Source organism: Desulfohalovibrio reitneri (genome assembly GCF_000711295.1).
In the GTDB taxonomy this organism is placed as follows: Bacteria; Desulfobacterota; Desulfovibrionia; order Desulfovibrionales; family Desulfovibrionaceae; genus Desulfohalovibrio; species Desulfohalovibrio reitneri.
The window spans coordinates 629,162-646,275 of record NZ_JOMJ01000003.1; the positions used below are offsets into that span (position 1 = coordinate 629,162).

A 17,114-nucleotide genomic window follows, 5' to 3' on the forward strand; every position below is an offset into this window, starting at 1 on the left:
ACAGAGGACTACCTCAGGCTGCTACCCACGACAATTCCGGAAGAACCGCTGATTTTTTTGCGGCGCAGAGGATGGAAGTTGGCGTGATAATGCGGCGCATACCAATGACTGCTCCATTTGTCGGTGCCGTAGAGAATGGCCAGCGCCTTGAGGTTCGAACCAAACAAAAGACTGAATGCGGCGTGCTGTAGCCCCCTGAAATGATGACTCTGATATGCCCGTATCTTCTTGACCTGGCCGTCGGAGAGTGTTCCCCGAAGCCGCTTCTTGAGATGCATGAGTTTGGACATTGCTCCTCACTTCAGTATGGTTTCGAAAATCAGATTCCTTATAATAAGTATACCCGCCAAGAGAATTATGGCAAGCAATACGGGCTTGTTGGTGGATACCTCCGCGAGCAGCATCTGGCAGCAACCGACGGGATGACGGGTTGCTCTCTGGAGGCCTGCAACTGTGAATTTGAGGCCTATTAAGAAACAAGGCTCGAAAAAGTTGTTTCTCTTTGGATGCCAGTCTGTTTGCGGACTGGTCCGTGTGGCTTGGCGGGCATGAAAAAGGCCCCCGGAAGCGTTCGCTTCCGGGGGCCTTTGCGTACGATGCGGCCGGGTTTATTCTCCCAGTTCCCTGCTGCGGCGGAAGGAGGCGCGAACAGCGTCGGCCACATGGCCCCGCACGGCGGTGCGGTCCAAGTGCAGCAAGGCTTCGATGGTGGTGCCGGCCGGGCTTGTGACCATCTCCCGCAGTTGGGAGACGTGCAGGTCGCTCTGCTTGGCCATGGCGGCCGTGCCCTCCAGCAGGGAAAGCACCATCCCGGTGGCCTGGTCGCGGGGCAGCCCCAGGCTTACCCCCGCCTCCATGAGCGCTTCCATGAAGTGAAAGACATAGGCCGGGCCGGAGCCCACCAGGGCCGTGAAGGCGTCGAAGTCCTTTTCGGCCAGTTCATAGACTTCGCCAACGGCGGAGAAGATGTCCACGACCACGCGGCGGTCGGTGTCGTCCAGTCCTTCGTCCTCCAGGCAGATGGCGGTTACGCCCTTGCCCGCAAGGGCCGGGGTGTTGGGCATGACCCGGATGACCGGGCAGACGGCGTCCGACCATTCCCTGAGCCTGCCGATGGGCAGCCCGGCGGCGATGGAAATGAGCCGCTTGTCCCCGTCCAGGACGGGGCGGACCTGCCCGAGAACGTCTTCCATCTGCTGCGGCTTCACCGCCAGCACCACGTATCGGCAGGCGTCCACCAGTTCCCGGATGGAGTCGTGCGGCACCAGGCCGTGTTCCTGGGCCAGGTCCAGAAGTTTCTGGCGGTCGGCGTCCACGCCGTGAACGGCGTAGCCGGAGCCGGAGAGCCCCTTGATGATGGCCGAGCCCATGTTGCCCGTGCCGATGAAGCCGATGGAGGCCATGGCGCTACCCCACGAGTTCGAGCTGGCTGAAGAAGTAGCCGATCTCGAAGGCGGCGGTTTCCGGCGCGTCGGAGCCGTGCACCGAGTTCCTCTCGATGTCCTGGGCGTACTTCTTGCGCACGGTGCCTTCCTCCGCCTGCTCGGGGTTGGTGGCCCCCATGAGCTTGCGGTAGCGGGCGATGGCGTCCTCGCCCTCCAGTACGGAAACCACGATGGGGCCGGAGGACATGAAGGCGCAAAGCTCGCCGTAGAAGGGGCGCTCCTTGTGCACCTCGTAGAAGCCGCCCGCCTGCTCGGTGGTCAGGTAGAGCCGCTTCATGGCCACGACGCGCAGTCCTTCAGCCTGAATCATGGACAGGATTTCGCCTTCCAGGTTCCGGGCGGTGGCGTCGGGCTTGATGATGGAGAGGGTGCGTTCCATGTGAGTCCTCCTTTGGGTTAGGCCAGCAGCATTTTGTCGGAAGAAAAGGCCTCGCCCTTGATGGTGTAGAAGCGGGCCAGCAGGTCGTCCACGCCGAGGTTTTGCTTCTCTTCCCCGCGGATGTCCAGAATGATCTCGCCCCGGTGGAGCATGACCAACCTGTTGCCCATCTGCAGGGCGTGGTTCATGTTGTGCGTGACCATCAGGGTGGTCAGCTTGCGTTCGCGCACGATGGAGCCGGTCAAATCCAGAATCATCTGCGCGGTCTTGGGGTCCAGGGCGGCTGTGTGCTCGTCCAGCAGCAGCAGGTCGGGCTCCACCATGGTGGCCATGAGCATGGTCAGCGACTGCCGCTGCCCGCCGGAGAGCAGACCGACCCGGTCGCCCAGGCGGTCCTCCAGGCCCAGGCCGATCATGGACAGTTGCCGTTTGAACAGCTCGCGGTCCTCGTCCTTGACCCCCAGGGCCAGTCCGCGCCGCTTGCCGCGACGAAGCGCCAGGGCCATGTTCTGCTCGATGGTCATGGAGCCGCAGGTGCCCAGGAGGGGATCCTGGAAGACGCGGCCGATGTGCTGGGCCCGCCTGTGCTCCGGCCAATCGGTGACGTCGTCCCCGGCCAGCTCGATTGAGCCGAAGTCCAAGGGGAATCCGCCGGAGATGGCGGACAGCAGGGTGGATTTGCCCGCGCCGTTGGAGCCGATGAGGGTCATGAAGTCCCCGGACTCCACGTCCAGGTCGATGCCGCCCAGGGCCAGCACCTCGTTGACGCTGCCCTTGTGGAAGTATTTGGTCACGCCGCTCAGCTTGAGCATTTCGCCTTCACCCGCTGTTTGATCTGAGGGGCGGTCAGGGCCAGCACCACCAGCACCGCGGTGATGAGCTTGAGGTCGGAGGGCTGGAAGGAGAAGTCTCCTATGCGTAGGTCCAGGGCCAGGGCGATGGCCATGCGGTAGAGCACCGAGCCCACCACGGCAGCGGCCACCGCCCGCACCACGGTGTGGCAGCCCAGGATGGTCTCGCCGATGATGACCGAGGCCAGGCCGGCGATGATGGTGCCCACGCCCATGTTCACGTCTGCGGCCCCCTGGTTCTGGGCGATGAGCGCTCCAGAGAGCGCCACCAGGGCGTTGGACAGCCCCACCGAGCCGATGATGATGAAATCCGTGTTGACGCCCTGGGCGGTGATCATCTGCTTGTTGTCGCCCGTGGCCAGCATGGTCTGCCCAAGCTCGGTGTGTAAAAACCAGATGAGCAGGAGCACCACCGCCAAGGCGACGACGGCGAACAGGACCAGCGAGGCCAGATAAGGCGGGAGCCCCATGGAGATCAGCGGTTCCAGCACCGTGGGCTTGCCCAGCAGGGTCATGTTGGGGCGGCCCATGATGCGGATGTTGATGGAGTAGAGGGCGATCATGGTCAGGATGGAGGACAGCAGGTGCAGGATTTTCAGCTTGGTGTTGAGGATGCCCGTGACCATGCCCGCCATGAATCCCGCGCCCGCGGCGAAAACAAGAGAGAAGTAGGGGTCGATGCCCGAAGTGATGGCCACCGAGGAGACGGCCGCGCCCAGCGGCAGGGAGCCGTCCACGGTGAGGTCGGGGAAGTCCAAGACGCGGAAGGTCAGATAGACCCCCAGCGCCATGAGGCCGTAGACGAAGCCCTGTTCCAGGGAGCCGAAAAACGCGTACCAGCTCATGATTTCCAGAGGGGCCGGGCGGCAAAAAGGGGGCGCGACCCTCGCCGCGCCCCCCGAAACGTCCGTCCGGTCCGGTTTGAATTACTCGATGACGGTGTCGGCCCGGTCGATGACGTCGCCCGGAAGGTCGACGCCCATCTTGGCGGCGGCCGATGTGTTCACGTACAGCTTGAGATCCTTGAGGGTTTCCACCGGCATTTGGCCGGGGTCTGCCCCCTCCACCAGGATGCGCCGGGCCATCTCGCCGGTCTGGCGGCCCATGCGGTAGTAGTCGATGGCGATGGAGGCCACCACGCCGCGTTCCACAGAATCGGTGTCAGCCGCGAAGAGGGGGATGTCCGCCTCTTCGCAAATCTTCACGGCCGACTCCAAGGCGGAGATGACGGTGTTGTCCGTGGGGATGGTGATGGCGTCCACCCGGCCAACCAAGCTCTTGGCCGCGGAGTAGACTTCGGCCGAGGTGGAAACGGTGCGCGGCTCGACCTCGATGCCCAGCTTGGCGCATTCTTCCTCGATCATGTTGTAGGAGACCACGGAGTTGGCCTCGCCCGCGTTGTAGAGCACGCCGATGGTCTCCACGCCGGGCACTATTTCCTTGATCAGCGCCATCTGCCGGTCCACGGGGCTTTTGTCCGTCATGCCGGAAATGTTGCCGCCCGGTTTTTCCATGTTGTCCACCAGGCCCGCGGCCACGGGGTCGGTCACGGCGCTGATGAGAATCGGCTTGTTGTGGAGCTTCTGAGCCACGGCCTGGGCGGTGGGCGTGGCGATGGCCAGGATCAGGTCGGGGTCGTCGTCGCGGATCTGGCTGGCGATCTGGATGGCCATGTCCATGCTGCCCTGGGCGGTGTAGACCTTGTACTCGGCCTCGACGCCGTTCTCTTTCAGGTAGTCCTGGAAACCGTTGCGCACGGCGTCCAGGGCGGGGTGCTCCACGACCTGAGTGGAGGAAATCAGGTAGTCGGCGGCTTGGACGGCCGCTGCGGGGGAAATGAGCGCCGCCAGAGTCAGGCAGGCGGTGAGAATCCGTTTCATGGTGGGTTCCTCCCGAAAAGTGTCCATCGCGTTTGGAGGCCGAGCGGGTAAAAGAAATCAATAGACCGGATCGGGGCAAATCTCAAGCCCCCCGGGCGTTCAGCCTTCCCCGTCCGAACCGTGGGAAGTCGTTTTTTTCGCGGTCGTCCGGCGCAGGCGTTCTGCCATGGAGGCGATACCCACCGGAGTTACCGCCGGATCGCGCAGATCCCACCATTGCCGCAGTGCCTCCAGGGTCTCGGGGTGGGGGTGGCCTATGGCCACGGCCTGCCCACGTTTACGAGCCAGGCGTTCCGCCTTGCGGAGTTGGTGCAGTATGGCCGGGGCCTGGGGAACGTTGTCCAGAAAAACGTCGCGCTCCAGAGGGGCGAGCCCCGCCGCCACGGCCGCTTCCTTGCCCTTGCTGCCGCCCACGGTGCGGGAGTCCAGAAAGATGAGGCCGCGTTCGGCGCAAGTCGTGGCCACCAGGTCCATGGCGGCGCGGTCGGAGGTGTATCGGGACCCCATGTGGTTATTCAACCCAACCACGCCGGGCAGGCCGTCAAGATTCTCCTTCAGTACGCGCCTGGCCTCGGTGGCATTCATGGACAGCATGAGCGCGCCGGGCCCTGGGCGCACCTTGGGCCAGCCCCTTGGCTCCATTGGCTGATGCAGGAGCAGATCGAGCCCCTTTTCGCGGGCTGTCGCCGCGATGCCTCGCGTGTGGGTGGCCTGGGGCCAGACAGCGATGCTTACCGGGAAGGGCAGTTCGGCCAATGACTCGGCGAAGGAAAGGTCTTCGCCCAGGTCGTCGATGACCACGGCCAGGAGGGCGCCGTCGGGCGGAGGCTCCACCGGCGGCGGCAGGGGCGGGCCCAGCCGGATGATATGCGTGTCGAGGCCCTTGAGGCTGACGCGCAGTCCGTCCGGAGTGGTGTTCAGGACGGCCTTCGGGGCCCACAGGTCGAGGTGCTTGGCCACCCTGTCGGCCAATTCTTCGGGCGACCCGGGAGCGTGCACGGCGATGCGCTGGGTCATGGGCTCGCCACGACCGCCACCTTCCACGGTTTCCAGGGCGTAGTCGCGGCTATTCAACCCCATGTCGGCGAAAGCCGAGAGCAGGGCGAAATCGACCCTCTTGACCAGTTCGTCCAATCCCGGGCCATCCTCCGGGGGGGGCTCCTCGTAGGCTTGTTCCGGCTGCGGGGTGGCGGGCGGTTCGGGGCCCTCGCCGGAAGGCAGCAGGGCCATGGCCGCATAGCCAATCAGGGCAAAGAGGATCACCGCCCCGAGCAGGAGCAGCCCGGTGCGCCTGCTCAGGGGGAAGTGCCCCGGCCCTTCCGGGGGCTGGCGTTCGTCCATGGTCTCCCGCCGCTCCGGCTAGTGGATCTGCTTGATGGTGGGCAATTTCTTGACCATCTGCAGGGCCAGGCGGAGCTGGTTGTCCTTGGCCAGGAGTTCCATGGCGCGCTCGGACCGCTCGAAGGACTCGTCCTTCTCCGCCTCGCCGTTTTCCAGGTGGCGGCTGAGGCCCTCCTCGCGAACCACGAAGCCGTTGTCCTTGGACTCCTGGTCCTCGTCGCGCTTTTCAAAGGGCACGACGATGTCCGGCTCGATGCCCTCGGCCTGAATGGAGCGGCCGGAGGGGGTGTAGTACAGCGCGGTGGTCAGCTTGATGCCGGAACCGTCTGGCAGGGGGATGACCGTCTGCACGGAGCCCTTGCCGAAGCTGCGCTCGCCCAGGATGAGGGCCCGCTTGTGGTCCTGCAGCGCTCCGGCCACGATCTCCGAGGCGGAGGCGGAGCCCGCGTTGATGAGGACGACCACCGGCGCTTTAATATCGCCGGAGTCCTTGGTGGCGGAGTATTCCTTGCGGTTCTTGGGATCCTTGCCCTGGATGTAGGTCACGAGCCCTTCCTGCAGGAAGAGGTCGGAGACGTTGACGGACTGGCTGAGCAAACCGCCGGGGTTGTTGCGCAGGTCCAGGACGATGCCTTCCAGGCCGCTTTCCCGGCCGCTGACGTCGTCGATGGCCTTCTTGAGTTCCTCGGTGGTGTTTTCGTTGAAACGGGTCAGGCGCAAGTAGGCCACACCGGGATCGAGGATCTCGCTCTTGACGCTGATGATGGGGATGGTGTCGCGGACAATGGTCACTTTCTGGGGCGTGCGGGAATCCTCGTGCAGGATGGTCAACTGGATCTCGCTGCCCTTCTTGCCCCGGATTTTCTTGACCGCCTCCATGAGGGTGATGTCCTGGGTCGACTCGCCCTCGATTTCCAGGATGACGTCGCCGGAGCGCAGCCCCGCCTCGAAGGCCGGAGTGTCCTCGATGGGCGAGACCACGGTCAGCCGCCCATCCTCCATGGTGATCTCGATGCCGATGCCCGAGAACTCCCCGGAGGTGGAGACCTGCATGTCCTTGTATTCCTCGCGGTCCATGAAGGTGGAGTGGGGGTCGAGCTGCTGCAGCATGCCCTTGATGGAGTCGTCGATGAGCTCGGTGCGGGAAATGTCGCGAACGTAGTAGTCCTCCACCAGGTTGATGACCTGGCTGAACCGCTTCAGCGCGTCGTAGTCGTTGGTCTTGCCCTGTTCCTGGGCGCACAGCGTCCCGCCCACGGCGGTGAAGATGAAGATAGTGGACAGGATGACCACGAGCCGGGTGATGCGCATATAACCTCCTGGTGGCCGGTCAGCGGTTGGGTCGCAACCAGCTGACGGGATTGAGGGCGTTTTGTCGGAATCGCAACTCAAAGTAAAGGCCGGGCCCTTCCGCGGCCGGATAGTAGCCGGCCGCTCCAAGGGGTTCGTCCTTCTCCACTTCCTGGCCCATTCTGACGAAGCTTTGGGAAAGGAAGGCGTAGAGCGTGTAGTATTTCTCGCCGTGGTAGACGATAACCACCTGACCGAACCCGCGCAAGACGTCGTTGTGGACCACCTTGCCCCAGGAAACGGCCCGCACCCTGTCACCGGATGACAGGGAAAGCCCAAGGCCCCGCACGGGGGGCTCGGCGCCGGGTGCGAACTTCGCCACTACCGGGCCGTCCGCTGGCCAGGGCAGGCTGCCCTTGAGCTTGGATATTTTTTTGGTGGTCAACGTCTTGAGTTTGTATCGCAGCGACTCCACCGTGGCCAGAACACGGTCCAGCTCCTCCTCCCGGCTGATCTTTTCGGCACGGATTTTCTGGATGGAGTGAACCAGCCGCAGCTTGGCTTCCAGGGCCTGGTCTTTTTTCTCCCGCAACTGTTCCATTTGGCGGCTGATTTCGTTTTCCAGCCGGTCCTGCTCGGCCAGGCTGGCGGCCAATTCGGAACTCACCCTGGCCAGTTCAGCCAAAGCCCTTCCCCCCTCGCGGTAGAGAGCGGACAGCCAGGTGAAGCGGCGGTCGGCCTTCTCCCAGGTGGAGAGGCCGCGCAGCTTGCTGACGCGGTTGTCCAGATGGATGGGCCACAAGGAGGCCAGCAGGCCGCCGAGGTCCCGCGCCACGGCCCTGCTCCGCGTTTCCAGCTTGTCGGAACGGGCCAGGATCTCCCGCTGGGTGCCTTGTACTTCCTCCAGCTTGGCCTCTGCCTCCCAGACCTCGTCCTCCAGCCGGATGACCTTGTCCTCCAACTCGGCCAAGTTGGTGAACAACTCGCGTTCCTTGTCGCTGAGCCGGTCGATGGCTTGTTTGGCGCTTTGCGCCTCCTTCTTTTGTTCGCGGATGGATTCCTGCAGCCGTTTGACCGCGGTGGATTCCGCCGCGGCCGGAGAAGGCCACGCCGCGAGAAGAAGGAGCGGAAGAAGCAGCAGGCTGGCTATGGCGGCGGGACAGGGCTTCACGCGGCCATGTCCTCCAGGGGGCAGCCCTGGCAGCGTGGATTGGTGCGGCGGCAGCGGTCCGCCCCAAGCCGCACGATCAGGGCGTGGAATTCGTTGTAGAGAGGAACGTCCTCGGGCAGGGAGTCGTGAAACTGTTCCTGAAGCTGGTGGTAGTCGGACTCCTCCGGGGCCAGCCCGTGCCTGCTCAGGATGCGGTGGGTGTAGGCGTCCACCACGAAAACCGGCCGGTGCAGGGCATAGAGCAGGATGGAGTCGGCCGTTTCCGGCCCCACGCCCTTGACCGAGAGCAGCGCCTCGCGGAGGTCGGGGGTCTCCATGGCCTCCAGAAAAGCCAGGTCGTCGCGCTCCAGGTGTTCAGGCTGGTCCGCCAACTCTTCGAATTTTGCCAGCAGGTTGCCCAGGCGGGTGGCCTTGAGTCGGTAGTATCCAGCAGGGCGGATGCGTTCGGCCAGATCTTCGGCGTGCAGGTCCAGCAAGCGGCGGGGCACCAGGGGACCGTCTTCCTTGAGGGCTTCCACCGCCCTGGAGGCGTTCCGCCAGGCCGTGTTTTGCCCCAGAATCGCGCCCACGGCTACCTCGAAGGGGCTGTCCGCGGGCCACCAGCGGCTGGGGCCCAGCGCGTTCAGCAGGGTGCGGTGCATTTCCAGCAATGGATTGAGCTTCATGGGCGTGTGCAGTATACAGGCCGGGTTTTTCGCGTCAGGCGTTCGGTTATGCTGGCGCGAAGGTACGGCGGAATCCGCCCCCTTGCAAGGGCGAACGGGAGCGACATGCGACTCGAAAACGACGCGGCCCGCGCCTGGTGGCGCTGGGCCCTGGCGCTTGGCCTGGCATTCCTGGGCGCGGCATTGTTGCGCGTGTACCAGGCCCCCATGTGGTTGGACATGCCGTCCCTCATGGCTGGCGGCGAGCCCATTATGTACACGCACGACGCCTACGGCTGGCTGGCCGGGGCCAAGTTCGAGAATACGTATTTCAACGAACCCCTGTCGGTATTCGTGCGCTGGTTGCACCAGGCCGGTGGCTTCGGGCTGGGCTGGCTCGGCTACTGGCTTCCGGCAATCATGGCCCCGCTGGTGGCCCTGCCGGTCTGCTGGCTGGCCGGGCGCTGGAACAAGCTGGAGTTCGGGCCGGCCGCGGGCATTCTGGCGGCCACCATCCCCGGCTTCTACATCCGCTCCTCCCTCGGGGAACTGGACACGGACCTCTTTTCCCTGCTGACGGTGACGGTGACGGCGGCCGGTGCGATTTTGCTGGTTGAGCCCACCTGCAACCGGGGCTGGAGGCTGGAGCGGGGGGCGGAACCGCGTCCTCTCACCGACGTCGAGCGCGGACGGCAGTACGCCTGGGCCTTCGCCCTGGGAATCTGGTCGGCTTTCGGCGGTATTCTGTACGGCAACTCCCCGCTGCTCTGCCTGCCCCTGTTCGGAGCGGCCGCCGGGCTGGGGGTGCTGCTGGGCCGTCCCGGCACGCGCCTGAGCAACGGGGCGGCGGTGGTCTTGGCGGCCCTGCCCATGGTGGCGGGCTGGTGGACCCTGATTCTGCCGCTGGCGGGACTGGCCGCGCTCCGCTTCCGGCCGTCCCTGTTTCGCAAACCCGTGCCGGACGCTATCCTGCTCGTGGCCGGAGCCGTTCTTTTGTTGTTCGGATCCGATGTGGGCTGGGAGATCATCAACAAGGTCCTCTACTGGCTGAAGCCGGTTTCGGAAACCGCGGGCGGCGGTGGGGGAGTGCCGGGCCTTAATCTGCCGTCCGTGCTGCAGTCCATCCGCGAGGCCCAGACCTTGTCCTGGACAAGGTTGCTGACCACCGTGGCCGGCGGGGCGGTGGTCTTTCCCTTCCTGCTGGCTGGGTATGTCCGCCTGGTGATCGCCCGGCCAATGGCGTTGGTTTTTCTGCCGCTCCTGCTGCTCGGCCTGGCGGGTAAGACCCTGGGCATCCGTTTCACCATGTTCGCCGGTCCCGCCATGGGGCTCGGCGTGGTGGGGCTGGGGATGCTGGCGGATCGGCTACCCGCTCCGGGGCGGTGGCTCAAACCGGGAGCGGTGGTCGCGATGACGGCCCTGGCGCTTGTGCCGCTGGCGCGTTTCGTGGACGCCCGTCCCGCGTCACCGGTGCTTTCGAGGCCCTACGCCGAGACGCTGCTCGACCTGCGGAGCAAGGCGGACGAACGGGGCTGGCTGTGGCTGTGGTGGGACTACGGCTACGCCGCCCAGCACTACGCCGAGCGCTACACAGTTGCCGACGGCGCGCGGCACACCGAGAAATGGCTGTATCCTCTGGCCAAGGTGCATGCCTCCGATTCACCCGCCCAGGCGGCCAACCTCATGCGGTTCGTCGCCTCGGACATGGTCGCCCAGGCCAAGGGGCAGGAAGCGCCCGAGGTAAACCCTGACCTGGCCTACATGCGGGTCAATCCCATGAAGTCCCTGCGCGAGATGGGCGGCCCGGCGGCCAAGGAGTTTCTCGCGGGACTGGAGGACGAGCCGGTTTCCGCGGGCGGCAACGTCCCCGGTCAGTACCTGGTGTTCTCCTGGGACAACATCCGCATCGCCGAGTGGATAGGCAGGTTCGGCAAATGGGACGTTGCCGACGGCTCCACCGGAAAACCCAACGTGACCTTCGTGCCCGGTCGATTCCGCATCAATCCCCGGGGGGTGCTGGAGAGCCAGCTCGGCAGCATCCCACTTTCCAGTGTGGACATCCTGAGTGCGGAGGGCAATCGGTCCAAGGACTGGCCGCGCCTCGGCGGGGTGCATCTGGTGGTCAACGAGGCCACCAGCGAGGCCTTCATCATGGACAGCCGGGCTTACCGCATGAACATGATGCGGATGCTCTTCAAGAGCCCCGCCCGCTTCAGTGACAATTTCGAGTTGGTGGCCGAGACGCCGCCCCACACGAGGGTCTACCGGGTCAAGCGTTCGCCCGGTCAATGACCAGGGCGGCCCACTCCCCCTGCTCCAGACGGTCGGCTGGCGGCAGCCCAAGGGCCGTGTAGGCGCTCTCCACCTGCTCGGCCTGCTCGATGAGCAGGCCGGAGAGCAGCAGCACGCCGCCCGGCGAGAGCCGCTGGGTGATGGGCGAGGCCATGGCGATGAGCGGCTCGGAGAGAATATTGGCCGCGATGACGTCGAAGGAGGCGTCCGGAGAGAGGGCGTCTATGGAGCCGCAGGCCAGTTCCACCCTGTCCGCCACCCGGTTGCGCTCCAGGTTCTCCCGGGCGCAGGCCACGGCTTGTGGGTCGATGTCCACTCCGGTGCCGGAAAGTCCCGCCTTGGCCAAGCCGATGGCCAGGATGCCCGAGCCGCAGCCCAGATCCAGGAATCCCCCGGCGTCGCGCAGCCTTCCCGCAAGCAACAGGTCGCCGATGGCCTGTAAGCAAAGCGCCGTGGTGGGGTGGTGCCCCGTGCCGAAGGCCATCTTGGGCTCGATGACGATGGTTTCCCGGCCCGGATCGCGCTCGTCCTGCAACCAGGGCGGAAGAATCTCGAAAACGTCTCCGGCCGCGATGGGCGTGAAAAAGTCCCGCCAGGCCATGGACCAGTCCTCTTCCTCCACCTCCTGCCGCACGATCTCCGCGCCGGGCAGGACCCGGCTCAGCTCCGAGGCCAGTTCATCGGCCAGGGGGTGGGCGTCGAGATGGATGGTGAAGACGGTGGTGCCGTCCTGTTCCTCGGCCTCCTGCCAGCCCTGCGGCGCGCGCTCGGCGAGAACGGCAGAGGCTTCGTCCGCCCGCTGGGAGTCAAGACGCATATCCAAACGGATCATGCTCCGTCCTTTTCTTGTGGTTGATTTCGCGGGAGGGGCGGTGCGCACCGCCTCTCCCGGGGAAAGCGTTTACAGGATGGTGTCCAGGGCCTCGGCGAAGGCGTCCAGGTCGGCCGGGTCGATGGTCAGCGCTGGCAGCAGGCGCAGCACGCGGTCCTGGGTCAGGTTGCAGACAAAGCCCTCGTCCAGCAGCCTGCGCCAGACGGACTGGCCGTTTTCGGCCAGCACGATGCCTAGCATCATGCCCCGGCCGCGCACCTCCTCGATGGCACCGGGGTTGTTCTCGGAGACGTGGCGCAGGTTCTCCTTGAGACGGTAGCCCATGTCGCTGGCGCGTTTGTCCAGCCTGTCTCGCCGCATGACGTCCAGCACGGTCAGGGCGGCGCGGGAGAGCAGGGGACCGCCGCCGAAGGTGGTGGCGTGGCTGCCTGGCTCAAAGCCCCGGGCCACTTCATCCGTGGCCAGGCAGGCGCCCATGGGCAGCCCGTTGGCCATGGCTTTGGCCGAGGTGAATACGTCCGGTTCCAGACCGTATTCCTGGAATGCCCAGAAGGAGCCGGTACGGCACAGGCCGGTCTGGATTTCGTCCACCATGAAGAGGACACCGTTTTCGCGGCAGAGTTCCTGCACGGAGCGCAGGTATTCCCCATCTAGGGGGTTGACCCCGCCCTCGCCCTGGATGACCTCCACCAGAACAGCTGCGGTCTGCGGGCCGATGGCCTGTTCCATGGCCTCCAGGTCCCCGGTGGGCACGTGGAGGAAGCCCTCGGGCAGGGGGTCGAAGCCCTGCTTGATCTTTTCCTGGCCGGTGGCCGCGGCCGTGGCCAGGGTGCGGCCGTGGAAGGATCCCTCCAGGGTGATGACTTGGTGGGCGTCGGTCTCCCGCACCACCCGGTTGTAGCGCCGGGCCAGCTTCACCGCGGCCTCGTTGGCCTCCGCCCCGGAATTGCAGAAAAAGACCTTGCCGCAGTGGCAGGTTTCCAGAATCCGCTCGGCCAGATCCACTTGCTCCTTCTGGTAGAAGAGGTTGGAGACGTGGACCAGGGTGCGGGCCTGTTCGGCCACAGCCTCGGCCACCTCGGGGTGGCAGTGTCCCAGGGAGGTCACGGCCAGGCCGGAGAGCAGGTCGATGTATTCGCCGCCCTCCTGGTCCCACAGGCGAGAGCCGGAGGCTCGGGCCACGGCCAGGGGATAGCGTCCATAGGTGTGGAAGAGGGCGGCCTCCTCACGGGCCTTGAGGCGTTCCAGCGGGGTGCTCATTGCGATGGTCCTTTCTAGCGTGATCCGGTGTGGCCGAAGCCTCCGGCTCCGCGTACGGTCTCCGAGAGATCGTCGCAGGGCACGAGTTCGGCCGGGAAATAGGGCAGGAAGAGAAGCTGGGCTATGCGCTGGCCGCGCGATATGGTCCGCTCCTCGCCGGAGGTGTTCAGCAGGCCGACCTTGATCTCTCCCCGGTAGTCGGGGTCGATGACCCCCACGCCCTGGGCCACGGTCAGGCCGTGCTTCACCCCGAGGCCGCTGCGGGAAAAAACGAATCCGGCCACGCCGGGCTGGGCGATGTCGATGGCCAGCCCCGTGGGCACCAGGATTCGCCCCCCAGGCGGCACGGTCCATTCCGCGTCGTCCAGGCAGGCGCGCAGATCGGTTCCGGCGCTCTGGTCCGTGGCGGGTTCGAGCTCGAATTCCTCCCACATGGGGTGGAGGAATTTTACGTTGACTTGAATGCGGTTCGGTTGTGTCATGCTGCTTCCTCTCCAGCGCCGACACGGTAGACGCGGAGGGGCCAAATGGCAATATGTCGGGAGGGGCCGCCCGGTCCGCGAAAGCGGGGACGGGTTTGGCCCGACACGCCCGATTGCTGGAAATACGCCGGTGAACCCGGTAAGGAGACTCGATGCGTCCAATCCGCAGTTATTCCGTTGTCCCCAACATTCCCGATCCGCTGGCGCCCTTGCGCGACCTGGCGGCCAACTACTGGTTTTCCTGGAATGACCAGATCGCGGACCTGTTCAGCCAGATGGACCCGGACCTGTGGCGTCGGGCCAAGGGGAATCCGGTAGCCTTTCTGAACATGTTCCCCCAGGAAGAATTGTTGCGGCTGGCGGGGGACGAGTTTTTCCTGGAGCGGCTGCGCGAGGCCCACAAGGCGCTGAAGAACTACCTCGGCAAGACCATGTCGCCGCTGGACCTTGAACCGAGCCGGCCGGGCCAGCCAGTGGTTGCCTACTTCAGCGCGGAATACGGCATTGACGGCAGCCTGCCCATCTATTCCGGAGGGCTGGGCATCCTGGCGGGCGACCATCTCAAGTCAGCCTCGGACCTCAACATCCCTCTGGTGGCTGTGGGCTTGGCCTACAAGAAGGGTTACTTTCGCCAGTACCTCACCCCGGACGGCTGGCAGCAGGAGCGCTACCCCACGGTCGATTTCGAACAACTGCCGGTCTCGCTTGTGCGCGGCGAGGACGGGAGGGAGGTGCGTGTTTCCGTGGACATGGAGGGCCGCGAGTGCCACGCCCGCATCTGGCGTGTGGACGTTGGCCGGGTGCCCCTGTACCTGCTGGACACCAACATCCCGGAGAACCCGCAGGATCTGCGCGAGACCACGGCTCAACTCTACGGGGGCGACTGGGAGATGCGTCTGCGGCAGGAAATCCTGCTGGGCATTGGCGGAGTGCGGGCTTTGCGCGCTTTGGGACTGGCTCCGGAGGTCATCCACATGAACGAGGGCCACTCCGCCTTCGCCGGAGTGGAACGCATCCGGCTGCTCATGCGGGAGGAGGAGCTTTCCTTCGAAGCGGCCATGGAGCTGGTGGCCTCATCCTCGGTGTTCACAACGCACACCCCGGTCCCGGCGGGCAACGACCGTTTCGATCCGGACCTGATGCAGCGCTACTTCGAGGGCTACGCCAGGAATCTCGGCTTGGCCTTCAAGGTCTTTCTGGCACTGGGGCGGGAAAACCAGCGCGACGACGAGGAGACGTTCTGCATGACCGTGCTGGCCTTGCGGCTCTCCCGGAACAACAATGGTGTCAGCCGCCTGCACGGCAAGGTTTCACGGGAAATGTGGAAACAGGTCTGGCCCAGCTATCCGGTGGAGGACGTGCCCATCCACGCCATCACCAACGGCGTGCACCAGCCCACCTTTGTGGCCGAGGACATGGCCGCCCTGTACGACCGCTACCTGGGCGGCAACTGGCGCGAGGATCCGGACTGCGCCAGGGTCTGGAAACAGGCCGCCAACATCCCGGACGCCGAGTTGTGGCGCACCCATGAACGGCTGCGCGAGCGGCTGGTTGAGTTCGTGCGTTCCAGGCTGGCCGAAACCCTTGCCCGCAGGGGCGTCCGCTCCAGGGAGGTCGAGGAGGCCCGCGAGGTGCTCGACCCGCAGGTGCTCACGGTCTGCTTCGCCCGCCGCTTCGCCACGTACAAGCGGGCCAACCTGCTGCTGCGGGACGTGGAGCGCATGCGCCGGCTGGTGACGCACCCGGAGCGACCCATGCAGTTCATTTTCGCGGGCAAGGCGCATCCCCAGGACCAGGAGGGCAAGAAGCTCATCCAGCAACTGGTGCAGCTGGCCCGCGACCCGGATTTCCGCAAGCGCATGGTCTTTCTCGAGGACTACGACATGGAGATCGCCCGCTTCATGGTGCAGGGCGGCGATGTCTGGCTGAACACCCCGCGCGTTCCGCTGGAGGCCTGCGGCACTTCGGGCATGAAGGCCATGGTCAACGGCGTGCTCAATGTCTCCACCGTGGACGGCTGGTGGGCCGAAGCCTACGAGCCGGGCAACCAGGTGGGCTACGCCATCGGCCGGGGCGAAATCTACGAGGACTGGGAGTACCAGGACTTCGTGGAGGGCCGTACACTCTACAATGTGCTGGAGAACCATGTTGCCCCGGATTTCTATGAGCGCGGCCACGACAACATGCCCCGTGGGTGGATCGGCCGCATGCGCAACGCCCTGGAGCGGCTGGGGCCCCGCTTCAGTTCCAACCGCATGGTGGTGGACTACGTGCAGGAGGCCTACAAACAGGCCGCGGCCAACACCCGCAGGTTGTCCGCCAAGAACTACGCCCCGGCCAAGGAACTGGCCGCTTGGCGGATGGATATGATGACCAAGTGGAGCGAGGTGCGCATCCGCGAGATAGAGGCCGGAAAGGGGGAGCGGATCCATGTGGACGAGCCCCTGCCTGTGGAGGCGGAGGTGCACCTCAACGGCTTGCGGCCCGAGGATGTGCGGGTGGAGATCTATGCGGGCACCCTCAATGAGGACGGCGAATTCCGGACCAGGTGGACCACTCTCATGTCCCCCTCGGGCAAGGGGGCGGACGAGGGCTGGGTGCGCTTCGCGGGAGAGGTTCGGCCCTCGGAATCCGGCCGTTTCGGCCTGAGCCTGCGTGTGCTGCCCAACCACCCCCTGCTGCATGATCCCCACGCCCTGGGGCTCATCCGCTGGGCTGAGGAGTAATTCCGGGGTGATTTGCGCTCGGGGTCCGATTCGGAGTATATGGGCGGCGTATCCTGGGGAGGGGAGCAAGCAAAGAGGGGGGTGAACCGGTGTCGTTCCTCAAGAAACTGCTGCACGTGGCCTCCAGCAAGGGGGGAAGCCAGGAACGCCGCCAGGCGTACCGGGTCGAGATACCGAGCCTGCGAGCGAAACTGTCAGGCAAGCCCATTTCCGTGGGGGTGCGCGACATCTCCGCCACCGGCATCTCCCTGGTCACTGCGGCCAAGGAGTTCAAGCAGGGCAATACCGTTTCCATTAATCTCTTTAAAGGCGCAATCCTGCTGCTGAGTAGTCTCAAGATCGAGGTCGTGCGCGTGGATACGGGGTATGTCGGAGCGCGGTTTGTCGAACTCACCCCGCAGCAGGACAACTTCCTTCACGCCGTCACCCTCGAGGAGCAGAAAAAGCAGGCCGAGCGGAAGAAGAAGGCCGGCGAGTCGGCCGCCGCCAGGACCATCAAGCTTGACTGATTCCAACGCGGA

General features: G+C 65.1%; 16 protein-coding genes. 3 read left to right on the plus strand and 13 right to left on the minus strand.

The features are described 5' to 3' along the window. Positions 1-8: 8 nt before the first annotated feature. The 10 genes from N911_RS0103455 to N911_RS0103500 form a co-directional block, all read right to left on the minus strand. Positions 9-278: a hypothetical protein gene (locus N911_RS0103455; RefSeq protein ID WP_138774322.1), complete on the minus strand. Its 270-nt coding sequence runs from the start codon at positions 276-278 to the stop codon at positions 9-11. A 330-nt stretch (positions 279-608) separates the two neighbouring features. After that, positions 609-1,403 carry a pyrroline-5-carboxylate reductase gene (proC, locus tag N911_RS0103460; protein ID WP_029894372.1) on the minus strand — a complete coding sequence of 265 codons (795 nt, stop codon included), beginning with the start codon at positions 1,401-1,403 and terminating at the stop codon, positions 609-611. A gap of 4 nt (positions 1,404-1,407) precedes the next feature. Then, positions 1,408-1,824, minus strand: a complete 417-nt coding sequence (gene ndk / locus N911_RS0103465; RefSeq protein WP_029894374.1) for a nucleoside-diphosphate kinase — start codon at positions 1,822-1,824, stop codon at positions 1,408-1,410. A gap of 17 nt (positions 1,825-1,841) precedes the next feature. Then, positions 1,842-2,636 (minus strand): ABC transporter ATP-binding protein, encoded by a 795-nt coding sequence (locus N911_RS0103470; protein ID WP_029894375.1) that lies wholly within the window; start codon positions 2,634-2,636, stop codon positions 1,842-1,844. Beyond that, the gene (locus N911_RS0103475) at positions 2,624-3,520 is read right to left on the minus strand and encodes an ABC transporter permease (RefSeq protein WP_029894377.1); all 897 of its coding nucleotides are present in this window, start codon (positions 3,518-3,520) and stop codon (positions 2,624-2,626) included. Before N911_RS0103475 ends, N911_RS0103470 begins: the two co-directional genes overlap by 13 nt. An 81-nt stretch (positions 3,521-3,601) precedes the next feature. Beyond that, positions 3,602-4,555, minus strand: coding sequence for an ABC transporter substrate-binding protein (locus tag N911_RS0103480; protein ID WP_029894379.1), 954 nt, complete (start codon positions 4,553-4,555; stop codon positions 3,602-3,604). A gap of 99 nt (positions 4,556-4,654) precedes the next feature. Beyond that, positions 4,655-5,896, minus strand: a complete 1,242-nt coding sequence (locus N911_RS0103485; protein ID WP_051693887.1) for a divergent polysaccharide deacetylase family protein — start codon at positions 5,894-5,896, stop codon at positions 4,655-4,657. Between the two features lie 18 nt (positions 5,897-5,914). Next, complete coding sequence (locus tag N911_RS0103490; protein ID WP_029894383.1) at positions 5,915-7,207, minus strand: S41 family peptidase; 1,293 nt, start codon at positions 7,205-7,207, stop codon at positions 5,915-5,917. A gap of 19 nt (positions 7,208-7,226) precedes the next feature. Then, positions 7,227-8,357, minus strand: coding sequence for a murein hydrolase activator EnvC family protein (locus N911_RS0103495; RefSeq protein WP_029894385.1), 1,131 nt, complete (start codon positions 8,355-8,357; stop codon positions 7,227-7,229). Further along, positions 8,354-9,022 carry an endonuclease III domain-containing protein gene (locus tag N911_RS0103500; RefSeq protein WP_029894387.1) on the minus strand — a complete coding sequence of 223 codons (669 nt, stop codon included), beginning with the start codon at positions 9,020-9,022 and terminating at the stop codon, positions 8,354-8,356. The genes N911_RS0103495 and N911_RS0103500 overlap by 4 nt, the downstream gene beginning before the upstream one ends. Positions 9,023-9,127: 105 nt before the next feature. Here N911_RS0103500 and N911_RS0103505 point away from each other — a divergent pair, with 105 nt between their 5' ends. Next, entirely contained in the window at positions 9,128-11,293 is a 2,166-nt protein-coding gene (locus N911_RS0103505) for an STT3 domain-containing protein (RefSeq protein WP_029894389.1), read from the plus strand. Here the strand turns inward: N911_RS0103505 and N911_RS0103510 are convergent. From N911_RS0103510 to dut, 3 genes are all read right to left on the minus strand, one after another. Continuing rightward, the gene (locus tag N911_RS0103510) at positions 11,271-12,125 is read right to left on the minus strand and encodes a 50S ribosomal protein L11 methyltransferase (RefSeq protein ID WP_029894391.1); all 855 of its coding nucleotides are present in this window, start codon (positions 12,123-12,125) and stop codon (positions 11,271-11,273) included. The two genes, N911_RS0103505 and N911_RS0103510, sit on opposite strands and share 23 nt — an antisense overlap. A gap of 69 nt (positions 12,126-12,194) precedes the next feature. Further along, positions 12,195-13,385 (minus strand): aspartate aminotransferase family protein, encoded by a 1,191-nt coding sequence (locus tag N911_RS0103515; RefSeq protein ID WP_029894394.1) that lies wholly within the window; start codon positions 13,383-13,385, stop codon positions 12,195-12,197. A 14-nt stretch (positions 13,386-13,399) separates the two neighbouring features. Further along, entirely contained in the window at positions 13,400-13,867 is a 468-nt protein-coding gene (gene dut / locus N911_RS0103520) for a dUTP diphosphatase (RefSeq protein ID WP_029894396.1), read from the minus strand. A 152-nt stretch (positions 13,868-14,019) separates the two neighbouring features. On the opposite strand from dut, the gene glgP reads away from it, so the two are divergent. Both glgP and N911_RS0103530 read left to right on the plus strand, forming a co-directional pair. After that, on the plus strand, positions 14,020-16,593 hold the full coding sequence (gene glgP / locus N911_RS0103525) for an alpha-glucan family phosphorylase (RefSeq protein WP_029894397.1): 2,574 nt from the start codon (positions 14,020-14,022) through the stop codon (positions 16,591-16,593). An 89-nt stretch (positions 16,594-16,682) separates the two neighbouring features. Beyond that, on the plus strand, positions 16,683-17,102 hold the full coding sequence (locus N911_RS0103530) for a PilZ domain-containing protein (RefSeq protein ID WP_029894399.1): 420 nt from the start codon (positions 16,683-16,685) through the stop codon (positions 17,100-17,102). Positions 17,103-17,114 lie beyond the last annotated feature (12 nt).

Coding starts and splice junctions, on each gene's coding strand:
- N911_RS0103455 (WP_138774322.1), bottom strand. CDS start 278: ATGCATCTCAAGAAGCGGCTTCGGGGAACACTCTCCGACGGCCAGGTC.
- proC (WP_029894372.1), bottom strand. CDS start 1,403: ATGGCCTCCATCGGCTTCATCGGCACGGGCAACATGGGCTCGGCCATC.
- ndk (WP_029894374.1), bottom strand. CDS start 1,824: ATGGAACGCACCCTCTCCATCATCAAGCCCGACGCCACCGCCCGGAAC.
- N911_RS0103470 (WP_029894375.1), bottom strand. CDS start 2,636: ATGCTCAAGCTGAGCGGCGTGACCAAATACTTCCACAAGGGCAGCGTC.
- N911_RS0103475 (WP_029894377.1), bottom strand. CDS start 3,520: ATGAGCTGGTACGCGTTTTTCGGCTCCCTGGAACAGGGCTTCGTCTAC.
- N911_RS0103480 (WP_029894379.1), bottom strand. CDS start 4,555: ATGAAACGGATTCTCACCGCCTGCCTGACTCTGGCGGCGCTCATTTCC.
- N911_RS0103485 (WP_051693887.1), bottom strand. CDS start 5,896: ATGGACGAACGCCAGCCCCCGGAAGGGCCGGGGCACTTCCCCCTGAGC.
- N911_RS0103490 (WP_029894383.1), bottom strand. CDS start 7,207: ATGCGCATCACCCGGCTCGTGGTCATCCTGTCCACTATCTTCATCTTC.
- N911_RS0103500 (WP_029894387.1), bottom strand. CDS start 9,022: ATGAAGCTCAATCCATTGCTGGAAATGCACCGCACCCTGCTGAACGCG.
- N911_RS0103505 (WP_029894389.1), top strand. CDS start 9,128: ATGCGACTCGAAAACGACGCGGCCCGCGCCTGGTGGCGCTGGGCCCTG.
- N911_RS0103510 (WP_029894391.1), bottom strand. CDS start 12,125: ATGATCCGTTTGGATATGCGTCTTGACTCCCAGCGGGCGGACGAAGCC.
- N911_RS0103515 (WP_029894394.1), bottom strand. CDS start 13,385: ATGAGCACCCCGCTGGAACGCCTCAAGGCCCGTGAGGAGGCCGCCCTC.
- dut (WP_029894396.1), bottom strand. CDS start 13,867: ATGACACAACCGAACCGCATTCAAGTCAACGTAAAATTCCTCCACCCC.
- glgP (WP_029894397.1), top strand. CDS start 14,020: ATGCGTCCAATCCGCAGTTATTCCGTTGTCCCCAACATTCCCGATCCG.